Origin of the sequence: Aurantimicrobium sp. MWH-Uga1, from assembly GCF_003325955.1 — a bacterium.
In the GTDB taxonomy this organism is placed as follows: domain Bacteria; phylum Actinomycetota; class Actinomycetes; order Actinomycetales; family Microbacteriaceae; genus Aurantimicrobium.
Map to the genome: position 1 here is coordinate 670,320 of NZ_CP030929.1, position 12,719 is coordinate 683,038.

General features: G+C 50.5%; 12 protein-coding genes. 10 read left to right on the forward strand and 2 right to left on the reverse strand.

Annotated elements, in window-relative coordinates; translation table 11 throughout:
* Positions 1-120 precede the first annotated feature (120 nt).
* The 6 genes from AURUGA1_RS03430 to AURUGA1_RS03455 all read left to right on the forward strand — a co-directional run bounded on the left by AURUGA1_RS03430 (position 121) and on the right by AURUGA1_RS03455 (position 5,236).
* Positions 121-1,851 (forward strand): amidohydrolase, encoded by a 1,731-nt coding sequence (locus AURUGA1_RS03430; RefSeq protein ID WP_114128884.1) that lies wholly within the window; start codon positions 121-123, stop codon positions 1,849-1,851.
* A 147-nt stretch (positions 1,852-1,998) separates the two neighbouring features.
* Positions 1,999-2,577 (forward strand): carbonic anhydrase, encoded by a 579-nt coding sequence (locus AURUGA1_RS03435; protein WP_114128885.1) that lies wholly within the window; start codon positions 1,999-2,001, stop codon positions 2,575-2,577.
* Between the two features lie 67 nt (positions 2,578-2,644).
* The gene (locus AURUGA1_RS03440; RefSeq protein ID WP_114128886.1) at positions 2,645-3,049 is read left to right on the forward strand and encodes a RidA family protein; all 405 of its coding nucleotides are present in this window, start codon (positions 2,645-2,647) and stop codon (positions 3,047-3,049) included.
* Between the two features lie 27 nt (positions 3,050-3,076).
* A complete protein-coding gene (locus AURUGA1_RS03445) occupies positions 3,077-3,553 on the forward strand; it encodes a heme-degrading domain-containing protein (RefSeq protein WP_114128887.1) in 477 nt (158 codons plus the stop codon).
* Between the two features lie 3 nt (positions 3,554-3,556).
* Positions 3,557-4,222 (forward strand): LysE family translocator, encoded by a 666-nt coding sequence (locus AURUGA1_RS03450; protein ID WP_114128888.1) that lies wholly within the window; start codon positions 3,557-3,559, stop codon positions 4,220-4,222.
* 102 nt (positions 4,223-4,324) lie between these two features.
* Positions 4,325-5,236, forward strand: a complete 912-nt coding sequence (locus tag AURUGA1_RS03455; RefSeq protein ID WP_114128889.1) for a DMT family transporter — start codon at positions 4,325-4,327, stop codon at positions 5,234-5,236.
* A 2-nt stretch (positions 5,237-5,238) separates the two neighbouring features.
* Here the strand turns inward: AURUGA1_RS03455 and AURUGA1_RS03460 are convergent, their stop codons facing one another.
* Positions 5,239-6,246, reverse strand: a complete 1,008-nt coding sequence (locus AURUGA1_RS03460; protein WP_114128890.1) for a LacI family DNA-binding transcriptional regulator — start codon at positions 6,244-6,246, stop codon at positions 5,239-5,241.
* A 274-nt stretch (positions 6,247-6,520) separates the two neighbouring features.
* On the opposite strand from AURUGA1_RS03460, the gene AURUGA1_RS03465 reads away from it, so the two are divergent.
* The 3 genes from AURUGA1_RS03465 to AURUGA1_RS03475 are packed head-to-tail and all read left to right on the forward strand — an operon-like array spanning position 6,521 to position 10,372.
* Entirely contained in the window at positions 6,521-7,951 is a 1,431-nt protein-coding gene (locus AURUGA1_RS03465; RefSeq protein ID WP_114128891.1) for a glyceraldehyde-3-phosphate dehydrogenase, read from the forward strand.
* Positions 7,952-7,961: 10 nt separating this feature from the next.
* Positions 7,962-8,906 carry a DMT family transporter gene (locus tag AURUGA1_RS03470; RefSeq protein ID WP_114128892.1) on the forward strand — a complete coding sequence of 315 codons (945 nt, stop codon included), beginning with the start codon at positions 7,962-7,964 and terminating at the stop codon, positions 8,904-8,906.
* A gap of 8 nt (positions 8,907-8,914) precedes the next feature.
* Positions 8,915-10,372, forward strand: coding sequence for a cryptochrome/photolyase family protein (locus AURUGA1_RS03475; RefSeq protein WP_240187393.1), 1,458 nt, complete (start codon positions 8,915-8,917; stop codon positions 10,370-10,372).
* A 9-nt stretch (positions 10,373-10,381) separates the two neighbouring features.
* On the opposite strand, the gene AURUGA1_RS03480 is transcribed toward AURUGA1_RS03475, so the two are convergent.
* Positions 10,382-11,860 carry a DEAD/DEAH box helicase gene (locus tag AURUGA1_RS03480; protein WP_114128894.1) on the reverse strand — a complete coding sequence of 493 codons (1,479 nt, stop codon included), beginning with the start codon at positions 11,858-11,860 and terminating at the stop codon, positions 10,382-10,384.
* 378 nt (positions 11,861-12,238) lie between these two features.
* On the opposite strand from AURUGA1_RS03480, the gene AURUGA1_RS03485 reads away from it, so the two are divergent.
* On the forward strand, positions 12,239-12,718 hold the full coding sequence (locus AURUGA1_RS03485; RefSeq protein ID WP_371412366.1) for an FHA domain-containing protein: 480 nt from the start codon (positions 12,239-12,241) through the stop codon (positions 12,716-12,718).
* Position 12,719 lies beyond the last annotated feature (1 nt).

The following is a 12,719-nucleotide window of genomic DNA, read 5'->3' on the forward strand; positions in this document are numbered from 1 at the left end:
GACACTTTTCTTGGTTTTTTCATTCAGATCTAGGGCTTTGAAGATAAGTGGCATAGTCTGAGATAACTGCGTTTAGACACTTAGTCCAAAATCTTCTGCAGAAATCAAAGGAGTTCCCCCGTGGCTGTTGACCTCATCATTCATGCGTCGTCCATCATCACGATGGATCCAAACAATCCACGTGCTCAAGCGGTAGCTGTGGACAGCTCTGAAGGCACAATTGCGGCTGTGGGAACACTTGCAGATGTCCAAGCAGCTCACCCAGGTGTCAGTGTCACTGACCTCGGTGACACTGTTTTATTGCCTGGTTTGATTGACCCGCACAACCACCCTGCGCTCAGTGGTCTATCAACTCAATTGCCTGCACACTGGATTGCTCCCTACGTTGGTTTCCCTACCTACGCTGATGTGACCGCCCAGTTCCAGAAACTCAATGAGGAGACTCCTGCTGGAGTGCCACTGTTATTCAACGGTTTAGACAGGATTTTGCATGGCGCTCCCGAACTCACCAATGCTGACCTTGATGTCTTTTTTCCTGACCGTCCCGTCGTTGTTCTCGATAACTCTGGCCACGAAGCATACTTCAACACGGCAAACATCAAAGCTTTGGGGTGGGTCGATAACAAGCCACCTGCTGATCCTGTTGGATCAAGTTTCGGTCGCAACGAGGACGGCACCTCCAATGGTCGCGCTTACGAGATTGGCGCCCAGCTGATTGCCGGCGCTCCTGTGCTCTCCGCATTGGCACAACACCCTCTCAAACCAGTCGCTGAGTGGTACAAACTCATGGCCTCGAATGGAATCACAGCAACCTCTGAACACACCTATCAAAGCAATCAACTCAAGGCCTATATTGCGATGGCAATGGCAGCAGATAATCCACTGCGTATTTCTCTGTACCACATGAGTTTTGAAGCGGATTGCGACCAGCCGATTCATACTCCTATCCCTGAAAATAAACTTAAGAAACAGGGCATCAAGTTATGGGCTGATGGTTCTCCCTGGGTTGGAACAATCGCAGCATCGTTCCCTTATCTCGACAATGAGACAACACGCGCTGCAAACATCAAAATTGGTCCAGGTGGCGAAGGCGAGATGAATTACACTCGCGCACAACTAGACCAAATCCTCGACAAGCTCACTCCCGGTGGATACCAGATGGCGTTCCACTGCAACGGCGACGTAGGAATGGATGTCGTTCTTGACGCCTATGAGCATGCCTTAAGTAAGCACAACCTCATGGGCACTGATCATCGTTGGCGTATAGAGCACATGGGTGCTTGCCGTGCTGACCAGTTTGAGCGTGCTGCACGTATGGGCGTCGGCTTATCGATGAGTCCATTCCAATTTATTTACTGGGGCGATAAGCTCGACGGCGAAATGTTCCCCTCAGAAATCGGATCACAATGGCAAGCCGTAGGCGACGCTTTCCGTTCAGGCGCTGTGGTTTCTTTCCACAATGACGGGGCTGTCAGCCCTCCCATTCCATTGCTTAACTGGCAGGCAACAACAACTCGTCAGGTTCCTTCGGGAAATGTTCACGGTGCTAACCAGGCCATCAGCTTAGATGATGCGATTAAGGCTCATACAGTGAACGCGGCGCATATGCTGGGGCGGGACAACGAAATTGGTTCGATCGAAGTGGGCAAACTTGCTGACTTCGCGGAGCTTTCTTCTGATCCCTACAAAGCAGATCTTCACAAACTCACCGAACAGGTCAAAGTTTTAGGCACTTGGGTTGGGGGAAAGAAGATTGATCTGGATGCCTTCATGGCGCAGGTTGAAGCTATGGATCCCACTGAGCACAAGGACCTCCCTCAACAGGTTCATTCAAGCAAGAAATGCTGCTAGTGCCTGTAGTTTGTTGAGCTTTAGATCTCCTTTTCTGACTTATTTCGTCAAATTTCGACACAAAGCGACGTAACAATTCATTAATCAATACCTTAGAAATACCGGAAGAAAACTTCCGTTTTCCCCTCTTTCAAAAGGTAAAGATTAATGTCTGTACTCAACGAAGTTCTTGCTGCAAACGAGGCTTATGTCGCCGATTTCGGTGTCAAAGGTGAACTCGCTCTTCCTCCTGCACGTGGAATTGCCATCCTTACCTGCATGGATGCACGTCTTGACCCTGCAAAGTATGCCGGGTTAAGTGAAGGTGATGCGCACGTCATTCGCAATGCCGGTGGGCGCGCCTCCGACGACGCCATCCGTTCACTTGTGATTTCCTACAAACTATTGGGAACCAAGGAATGGTTTGTCATTCACCACAGCGACTGCGGTATGGAGTTCTTTACCGACGAGGTCATGCGCGGCCTGTTGGCAAACAGTCTCGAAACTGCTGCCCTCGGCGCTGAAGGTTTCTACGACGTAGGAACTGGTCCGGGATCTGCTGAGGCAAAATACATCGACTGGCTTACCATTTCTGACAATGCTCAGAGCGTGGTGGATGATGTTCAACGCATCAAGTCCCACCCACTCGTTCCTGCAGGAATTCCTGTTTACGGTTACATCTATGACGTCAAGACCGGTCGTTTAGTCGAAGTTCCTGCAGCCACCGCTGCTGGCGCAGCAAAGTAACAATTCATCTGAACTTCCCCTGTGCTTACAAGCGCAGGGGAAGTTTTCTTGCAGGTATCGTTGAGCCATGACTTATAAAAGAACCTTGATTTCTTCCGGATCTGTCTATGAACCTGTTGTGGGATACTCCCGTGCGGTTCGCGCAGGAGACTTTGTCTTTATTGCCGGCACAACCGCTGGTACACCTGAAGGTGCTATTGGCGGTAATGATCCTGCCGCTCAAACACGAGAAATTTTCAAACGCTTGGCTGTAGCTCTCGAACAGGCGGGAGCAACTTTTGGTGATGTTGTCCGCACGAGGATTTATCTGACCAACATCGCTGATTTTGATGCCGTAGGTAAAGTTCACGGTGAATTCTTTGGTGAAATTCGACCCGCAGCAACAGCTGTTGAAGTCAGCGCCTTAGCTGCTCCAGACATGCTCGTTGAAATCGATGTAGACGCAATTATTGGATCAGCAACCGTTCGATAGTTCCTCCTTATTCAATAAGCTGAACTCATGGTTGAACAGCCCGCACTCATTGCCGATGTCGCTGAATTGGAAGAACAATTTGCACAATTGCAATTCACTTCGTTGAGCCACGAAGATGCACTTGCTCTCGGAATGGATTTGGCGGCTAGGGCAGAAGAAAGAAACTGGCCCATGGCAGTTTCGGTTTATCTAGGTGATCAACACGTATTTCGATATGCCTGCCCCGGAACCTCTGCAGAAAATGATGAGTGGCTGGAAAGGAAACGGCGTACTGTATACAAGTTTCACGAACCAACGTTTTTGATTGGCCAAAGATTTGCCGCAGCGGGACAAGATTTCTACGTGGAAACTGGTTTACCCAACCCCGACTTTGTTCCCTATGGGGGAGGCTTCCCATTGATTGTCAACGGAGAATTTGTGGGAGCAATTCTTTCCAGTGGTGTTCCTCACCAAGATGATCACGCCATTATTGTTGAAACGTTGCGTGCTGCACTAGAAAACTAATTCATGATTCTTGACCTGTCGGTTTTACCGACATTCCTTGTTTCCGCCCTGGTGATAATTCTCTCTCCGGGGGCAGATACCTTCTTGTTGTTGCGCTCAACAGTGCGTGGGGGGAAGAAAGATGGTTTCCTCACCATGCTGGGAATATATGCCGGCATTACAACACTTTCACTGCTGTTGATTTCAGGAGTGGGCTTAGTCGTTGCCAAAGCACCTGGAGCTTTGTTCTGGCTGAAAATACTGGGTGCACTGTATTTGCTTTTTCTTGCCATTCAGAGCATGCGTGCGGGAATAAACCTCATCAAGCGCAACTCTGCTGGTGAATCCATAACGGTCGATCAGGACCAGACTGTCAGGCGTCCAAAAGCAGGCCCATTTGCAATGGGTTTCTTGACTAATGTCACAAACCCCAAAGTTCTCATATTCTTCCTTGCTTTCTTCCCACAGTTTCTCGGTGACAGCTCACATGCTGCGGTTCAGCTAGTCATGCTCTGCCTTATTTTTGTAGTGGTCTCAGCGGTGTGGCTGGTTACGTTAGTTATTGCTGCATCCGCAATGAGAAAAGTGATGACCACCCCGGGCTTCACCATTGCCATGGAATTTGTGGTTGCAACAGTGTTCGCCGTGCTGGCCATCACATTGTTGTTTTCAGGATTGAGCCTGCACTAACCCCACTTTGCAATAGGCCGCTTTGTTATTGGTCTGTGCACTTGCTTCGTCATATTGTTCTGCGTGCACACAGATCGCGCCGAAGACACCTAGTCTGAATAAATGAACTTCCTCGCCCGCAATAAAGCAGACATCTTGCTCTTAGGTGTTGCAGCGGTCTGGGGAAGTAGCTATCTGGCGACCAAAGTACTGACAGAACGAGGCAGCGTTTTTGCCATCTTGTCCGCACGCTTCCTGATTGCTGCGGTGATCATGCTTGCCGTGTGGTCTCTGTCAACTAACCGCCGACTTGATCGACGAGGTTTCCTTATCGGTGTGGTGTTTGGCTTCACCCAGGCAGGTATTTTGAGCCTGGAAACCTGGGGTGTGAAGCTCACCAGTGCAACAAATGCTGGGTTGATTATCAGCATGACTATTGTTTTTACTCCAATTCTTGAATCCCTGTGGATGAAGAAATGGTTGCCAAGAGCGTATTTCATTGCCGCTACCGTAGCAATTGTAGGAGTTTTGCTCTTAGTCTCAGGCAATGGTTTTCACACTCCCAACTGGGGGGATGCACTCATGCTAGGTGCGGCAATCGTTCGCAGTATTCACGTCACAGCACTCGGCAGACTTACATCGGGATATAGCTATAGCTCAGTCAGCGTGACATTTGTTCAGACAGTTGTATGTGCTGTGGTCTTTACATTCGCAGATGTCCCAGGTGTCATCGCGAGTTATTCAAGTTTTACGCTGATGGACTGGCTCGATCTGTTCTATCTGGCAGCTGCCTGCACCGTATTTGCCTTCTTGGTGCAATTGTGGGCTGTGCGCCAAACATCTGCTGCTCGAGTGAGTTTGCTTCTCGGGACTGAGCCCATTTGGGCTGTTTTGATAGGGGTGAGCTTAGGTTCTGACGTTCTCGGCTGGTTGGGAGTTCTCGGTGCGCTACTGATTATCGGTGGAAGCTATCGAGCCCAAGCCATTGAGCTTGAACATCGGAGTGTTCCGGTACTTCCTCTTGGTCCTGGGTAATCTCAGTTAGCTCGTGCGGAAGAATTCTGTTCAACCAATTCCCACGGTAACTGAACTGTGAGTGGAGCTAAGTCAGGGTTTTTCGACAATTCGATGATGGAGTTGAATGCTGCGCTGGCAGTATGTTCGGGGTGAAAAACTGTCGACGAGACTCCGATTGAGGAATTTTCACGCGGGTCTGTTGCCGCTGCAATAAGCAAGACGTCTTGTGGAACCCGGATTCCTTGCGATGTGAGATATTCGAGGATTTGTGGCCCTTCTTCATAGAAGGAGTAAATGCCATCACACCCAGTGGAGAGCAAATCAGCGAGTCTTTCATTTAGATCAGTGCGACCGTAATTGCCTCTGACAACTCTAGGCGTCAAACCCTTCTCACTGCACCAAGAACGATATATGTGTTCTGCGACCTCGTCGGAGGCAATGCCTTGTAGTTCAGTAAATAAAGCTGGTTGAGTCGATCCATTTCTGAGGAGTAGATCAAACGCAGCTCTAGTCATTGCTTCAAATTGTGTATCGATGTTGATAGAGATGCGCGGATCATCAAAACGATCGTTGGAGAGTACCGGGATACCCAGTCGTACAGCTTCATCAATGAGTACTTCATCATCGAATGGGTCAAGGTAATACAGCAGGTCAATTCGTGAAGAGATGAGTTGTTCTGGCCTATCTGCAGCAATGATGCTGACGGAATAGCCGTGACGTGTGGCTTCTGCAACAAGGGTGTAGAGCAAGTGGGCGCTGTAGCCGGCCCAGCGTTGTTCCGAAGCGGGATCGGGGTCGGAGTAAATGACAAAGCCAATATTTTTGGTCAAACCTGTGCGCAAAGACGCTGCAGTCGGATTGGGCTTGTATCCGAGTTGTTTTGCTAACTCAACGATGCGTTGACGTGTTTCATCGGACAATCTTCCCTTGCCACTCAGAGCATTCGACGCCGCCGCCGTCGATACACCTGCTACGGATGCGAACTCTTTGAGGGTGATTGAGGTTGATATGTTTCGCCTGGGATTCATAAATACCTTTATTGCTTAACCGTTAAGCATGAAACTCCACTCTATTGCTTCTAAACATGAGTGGATATGCACGGAGGGATTTACCTCTGTCTCCTACAGGGTGGAAATGAACCCTTTTCCTCTACACCAAGTAGTTGAAACCACTATTGAGCAGGTTAGGCTTGTTTTACTCCCTCCCCGCAACGAAGTCTTTCATGCGGTACAAATAGAACAGTTCACAGCCACACGCCCGAGACGGCAACTGGTTACATGTTTCAAGGGAGAACCATAGGTTATGGCACCACACGACGCCACCTGGACCGACCGTCAAGCAGTTGCTGAAGAGCTCATTCCACTTATCGGCGGGCTCTATCGAGACAACGGAGTTGTTACATCGATTCATGGTCGCCGACTTATTAACTCATCACCGCTTCAAATCGTTAAAGCACATCGTTATGCCCGTCATGTTGACGGTCAAGAACTTGACATTAATCGCACTCTCGAATTGGTCAGGGCCATCGTTGCCCTCAACCCTGGTCCTGCATCGATCAACGTCGCAGGAATTTTGGCCGAGCAAGCTGCCTCGGGTAAGTCCATCTCTGAGTATGCAGCTGAAGTGCTCGCTCCCGTTGCTGGTCAGGGGCGTCCCGCTACCGTAGAGGACTCAAAAGATGTTGTCCTGTATGGTTTTGGCCGAATCGGCCGTCTTGTGGCTCGTATTCTGCTCGGAAATGCTGAGAACGGTCGCGGACCGGTTCTCAAAGCCATTGTCGTGCGCAAAGGTGGGGACCAAGATCTGGTCAAACGTGCAAGCCTGCTTCGTCGCGATTCTGTTCACGGACCCTTTAACGGAACCATCACCATCGATGAAGAAAAGAACCTCATCATTGCAAATGGCAAGCCAATTCAGGTCATTTACTCGAACGATCCAACCGCTGTGGACTACACAGCCTTTGGAATCAAAGATGCGATCCTGGTGGATAACACTGGCCGTTGGCGCGATGAGCCAGGCCTGTCTCAACACTTAGAGGCCAAGGGCATTTCGCGGGTTGTGCTCACAGCACCTGGTAAGAGCCCACTTAAGAATGTTGTCTACGGAATCAACCACGACACCATTACTGATTCGGACAAGATCATCACTGCTGCATCCTGTACAACCAATGCCATCACGCCCGTCTTGAAAGTCATCAATGACGCATACGGCGTTGAATATGGTCACGTCGAAACAGTGCACTCTTACACCAATGACCAAAACCTTATTGATAACTTCCACAAGGGAGATCGCCGAGGACGCTCTGCGGCAATGAATATGGTCATTACTGAGACGGGTGCTGCCAAGGCTGTTGCCAAAGCCCTACCTGAGTTAGAAGGCAAGCTGTCGGGTAATGCTATTCGCGTCCCCACCCCAGATGTCTCGATGGCAATCTTGAACCTGACTCTCCACACAGCTGTCGATCGTGACACCCTTAACAAAATGCTGCGCGAGGCGTCATTGAAGTCAGGTTTACGAAACCAGATTGATTACATCGAGTCTCCAGAGGTTGTCTCAACTGACTTTGTCGGGTCAAACCGTGCAGGAATTGTGGACGGCCTGGCCACCATTGCCAATGGCAAGAACATCATTCTCTACGTTTGGTACGACAACGAGTATGGCTACAGCCACCAAGTTGTTCGGGTGATTCAAGAACTTGCCGGATTACACCCACCCAAGTTCCCAGCTCTGTAGTCTGAAGACTATGAAAACAACACCCCACGCCAGTTATGGCGGGGGTGTTGTTGCTTTACTACTGGCGTGCACCTTCTGGGGAACCACTGGAATGGCCGCGAGCTTCATTCCAGAAATCAATCCCGTCATCATTGGTGCCAGCACCATGGGCATTGGTGGTCTGATTCTGGGACTAACTGCCCTTCCCGGGGTCTGGATGGTGTGGCACAACATTGGCGCAAAATCTTTGGTTATTGCTGGTGCTTGTGGACTCGCGCTGTACAGCACGGTCTTCTATATCGGAATGAGTTGGGCTGGAGTTGCACTAGGGAATGTGATTGCTCTGGGGTCTGCTCCATTATTTGCTGGACTCATCGAATGGGTGGTGGACAAGCAGCGCCCCACAGCGATGTGGTTAGGTGCAACGGCAATCACTGTTGTTGGCGGTGTGCTTTTGGTTTCCGGCCGAAACTTTGGCGAGGACAGTAGGGGAGTAGTTCGCGATTCAGCAATGGTAGTTGCAGGAATTGTATTGGCCTTGCTTGCTGGTTTTGCTTACGCGCTTTACACCTACATGGCGAACAAGCTCATGAAGCCTCATGCAGATAGGCCTCAAGGATTAGGTAATCGGCCTGTGATCTCGACGATTCAGCTTGTTTCAGCGCTTCCACTTATTGTTCTGTTGGTAGCTCTCATCATTGTGAATCCGGGACAGTTTTCGAATGTTCCTTTAGCTATTCCAGTTATGGCATATCTAGCTATATTCCCCACTGCAGTGGGCCATCTGCTTCTTGCCGTTGGCTTGGGAGCTATGCCTGCATCGCGCGCTGCGGTTTACACCCTGTTTGAGCCAGTGGTCGCCGTCATTCTGGCTGTCATTGTTGTGGGAGAAGTGATTACTCCACTGGGTTGGATTGGGCTTCTCATAGTTCTTGCCGGTCTTGCACTTTTATCTCAGGAAAAGCGGTCACGATGAGATGGCTCATGGCCGATCAACTTGGTCCGCATTTTGATGATGGCGAAGATGTCTTACTCATTGAGGCGCAAGCAGTACTTGCCCGCAGGCCATATCACTGGGCAAAAGCTCATCTGATTCTCAGTGCTTTACGTCATCGCGCAGCTGAATTAGGTGATCGTGCTCGATATGTCACTGCAGAGCACTATCGAGATGTCTTAATTCCTTTGCGGGATTCTGGGGAATCACTGAGCGTAGTGAACCCGACAAGCTGGGGAAGTAGGGCGCTTGTCCAAGAGCTGGGTCTCAAGATTCTCCCCAGTAGAGGGTTTGTTAGCTCTGAAGAATTCTTCTCTTCCTGGGTTCAGGGGAAAAAGCCGGGATCTCTCAAACTGGAAAACTACTACCGGCACTGGCGAGACGCCTCAGGTGTTCTGATGGAGGGTCCTCAGCCTGCAGGTGGTCAATATAACTTCGACCACGACAACAGACAACCACCACCTAAAGGTGCCGCCAATTTGGGCCTGCCTGTGCCGTGGAAACCTGTTGAAGACGAGATTGATGCTCAGGTTCGGGAGGATCTCAGAACATGGTCACGTGAAGGAAAGATCACACTCTTGGGTCGTGAAGGACCACGCAGATTTGCTGCAACACGTCAGGAAGCATTAGCTGCATTGGCTGACTTTGTTGAGACCAGATTGATGGATTTTGGCCCTTTCGAGGACGCCAGCCTCATGGGCGATGATGTTATGGCTCATTCCATGCTGAGTGTCCCGCTGAACCTTGGTCTTCTCCACCCTCAAGAAGTTATTGATGCTTGTGTGAATGCCTATGACCAAAGGAAAGCTCCACTAGGAAGTGTGGAGGCCATAGTTCGACAAATTGCGGGCTGGCGTGACTGGGTATGGCACTTGTATTGGCATCTCGGTGAGGACTATGTCCAAAAGAGTAACTACTTAGATGCTCACGTTGATTTGCCTCAACAGTTCTGGGATCTCGACGGCGAGAATGTTTCAGCAAAGTGTATGAGCCATGTCTTGAAGTCCGTTGGGGATACAGGCTACGCACACCACATTCAACGTTTGATGATTTTAGGTAACTGGTCTTTGCAGCGAGGATATAACCCTGCACAACTTAATGATTGGTTCATTGACGCATTCGTCGATGGAACTCCCTGGGTCATGCCTGCGAACGTGATAGGAATGAGCCAACACGCAGATGGCGGCCTTGTGGCCACCAAGCCGTATTCTTCCGGTGGCGCCTACATCAACTCCATGTCTGATTTTTGTAGTGGCTGCCCGTTCAACCCCAAGGTGAGATTGGGCGAAAATACTTGTCCGTTTACCGCAGGATATTGGGCATTTTTACACCGAGTCGAACCACGTATCCGTGGAAACCACAGGATGGCTCAACCACTAGCAGGCATGCGAAAGCTCGAAGATATCGATGCCATTATTGAGCAGGAAGCTCAACGAACGAGCTGGTAGGAGACCTGACTAACGGCTGTTCTGTCGAGCAGGACGTTGACGTTGGCCGCCTCCAGCAGCAGTTCCGTAGTTACGAGAACCTGAGCCATTGCTAGGTTTGTGCGAATCTGAGCGACGTTGGCCGTTCTCATTTGCTGGTGGACGTACAGAACGATCTCGTGCTGGTTTGCCATCTTTGGTCACACGAGTGGGGCGACCTGCAGGGTTCGCGCCGCGCGATTCGCGCTGTGCGCGCTTGCGTTGAGCATTCGCCCCCATTGACTTTCCGCTTCCACCCTGAGGTTTGGCTTCCCGCGGAGCAGGCTTCACATAAGGTGCAATCTCTCCTACGAGTTCGAGAACTTCGGGGGAGTTTGCCGTCACCTTCTGGGGTTGGACCTGAATATCTGCTTTCTTGAGAAGCGAAGCTAGATCTTTTTGTTGTGTGGGAAGACAGATTGTCACGACATCACCCTCAGCGCCGGCACGGGCGGTTCGCCCAGAACGGTGCAAGTATGCTTTGTGTTCCATCGGCGGGTCAACGTGAATCACGAGTTCCACGTTGTCTACGTGTACTCCTCGAGCTGCAACATCGGTTGCAACGAGTACGTTGACGTCTCCGTCGCCGAATGCAGCAAGGTTTCGATCGCGCTGAGGTTGGGATAGATTGCCGTGGAGATCTACTGCAGGGATTCCTGCGTCGGTCAGGGCCTTAGCCAGTTTCTTGGCATGGTGCTTGGTGCGCATGAACAAGATGCGACGACCGGTACCTGAAGCAAGCTTGTACACAAGCTCCTTTTTGGCATCGTTGCCGCTAGTTTCGAAAACATGGTGGGTCATTGCCGCTACGGGGGAATTCGCTTCATCAACGGAGTGGAGAACTTCATTGTGGAGGAATTGGTTCACTAACTTGTCAACACCGTTATCCAGTGTTGCCGAGAACAGGAGTCTCTGGCCACCGGTAGGCGTAGCTTTCAAGATTTTGGTCACGATGGGCAGAAAGCCCAAATCAGCCATGTGGTCTGCTTCATCTAGCACCGTAATTTCGACGGCATCCAAATGCAAAAAACCTTGTTTCATGAGGTCTTCTAGACGGCCGGGTGTGGCAACTACGATGTCGATGCCTTCTTTGAGTGCGGTGACCTGGCGACCTTGAGAGACCCCGCCAAAGATGGTTGTTACCCGCAAGTCATACGCTTCGGCTAGCGGTGACATCGTGTTCGTAATCTGTGTTGCAAGCTCGCGTGTCGGGGCCAGCACAAGGCCCAGCGGTCGGCCAGCACGACGGCGGCCACCGGCAAGTTTGCCGCCAAGACGAGCAGCCATCGGAATGCAAAAAGCCAGTGTTTTGCCCGATCCGGTTTTGCCTCTGCCGAGTACATCACGGCCGGCAAGAGTATCCGGAAGTGTATCTACTTGGATGGGGAAGGGAGAGTCAATACCAGTTGCGGTCAGCGCTGTGACGAGAGGGGCGGGCACGCCCAGTTGGGAAAAAGTCTTTTCAGACATGAGTTTTACCTTTGAATAAATCTCCCGGTCATTCACTATGTGTTTCAAACACAACATTGAACGTTAGTGAACGTCAAACGAGGTGGGGTAAATAACTGGGAATATATGGCGAAGGCGTCTGGTGACGCATCCGTTCGCCGAAGAAAAATGTCAACCAGTGTGGTGAGGGAAGCGTTCTATCGACGCAGGGAACGAAATAAATCGTTCACAAGATTTCTCTAGCCTATCGGGGAAAGCTGTGAAAGCCTCTCTCCATGCTCGAAGGATGCTTGAGACCGCAGAAATACTGGTGGGGGTTTCCGGTGAAAGGTCATAATTTGTCTCATATTTTGTTAATGAGAAAAGTCCACTAATGTGAACAAGTACGAAAGGGGAAAAGTGAACGATTCACTCGCTGGCGATGACGCCACACAGGTCCCCGGTTCGACCCCAGCTCCAGACGTGACTGCTACATTTACTCAGTCTTTCCTTGAGCAAGTTAAAGCACTTGAAGCAGTCGATGTCACTGCTGAAGAACAGGAAGCTATCGCTTCTCTTCCCAGCGGGAATGCTCTTTTGATTGTTCGTCGAGGGCCAAGCCAGGGTTCGCGTTTCCTTCTCGACGTTGATGTCACAACCTGCGGTCGTCACCCTAACTCGGACATTTTTCTCGATGACGTGACTGTCTCACGTCGTCACGCTGAATTCCGTCGCAACGGAACAGAATTTGAAGTGAGAGATCTTGCCTCACTGAACGGCACCTATTACGAGGGTGAACGTGTTGAACGTCATGCTCTCAAAGATGGCGATGAAGTTCAGGTTGGGAAGTTTCACCTCACCTTCTTTGCTTCACGTGTAGACCTAGCTCGAGGTGCATAAG

Coding starts and splice junctions, on each gene's coding strand:
- AURUGA1_RS03435 (WP_114128885.1), top strand. CDS start 1,999: ATGTCTGTACTCAACGAAGTTCTTGCTGCAAACGAGGCTTATGTCGCC.
- AURUGA1_RS03440 (WP_114128886.1), top strand. CDS start 2,645: ATGACTTATAAAAGAACCTTGATTTCTTCCGGATCTGTCTATGAACCT.
- AURUGA1_RS03445 (WP_114128887.1), top strand. CDS start 3,077: ATGGTTGAACAGCCCGCACTCATTGCCGATGTCGCTGAATTGGAAGAA.
- AURUGA1_RS03450 (WP_114128888.1), top strand. CDS start 3,557: ATGATTCTTGACCTGTCGGTTTTACCGACATTCCTTGTTTCCGCCCTG.
- AURUGA1_RS03455 (WP_114128889.1), top strand. CDS start 4,325: ATGAACTTCCTCGCCCGCAATAAAGCAGACATCTTGCTCTTAGGTGTT.
- AURUGA1_RS03460 (WP_114128890.1), bottom strand. CDS start 6,246: ATGAATCCCAGGCGAAACATATCAACCTCAATCACCCTCAAAGAGTTC.
- AURUGA1_RS03465 (WP_114128891.1), top strand. CDS start 6,521: ATGGCACCACACGACGCCACCTGGACCGACCGTCAAGCAGTTGCTGAA.
- AURUGA1_RS03470 (WP_114128892.1), top strand. CDS start 7,962: ATGAAAACAACACCCCACGCCAGTTATGGCGGGGGTGTTGTTGCTTTA.
- AURUGA1_RS03475 (WP_240187393.1), top strand. CDS start 8,915: ATGGCCGATCAACTTGGTCCGCATTTTGATGATGGCGAAGATGTCTTA.
- AURUGA1_RS03480 (WP_114128894.1), bottom strand. CDS start 11,860: ATGTCTGAAAAGACTTTTTCCCAACTGGGCGTGCCCGCCCCTCTCGTC.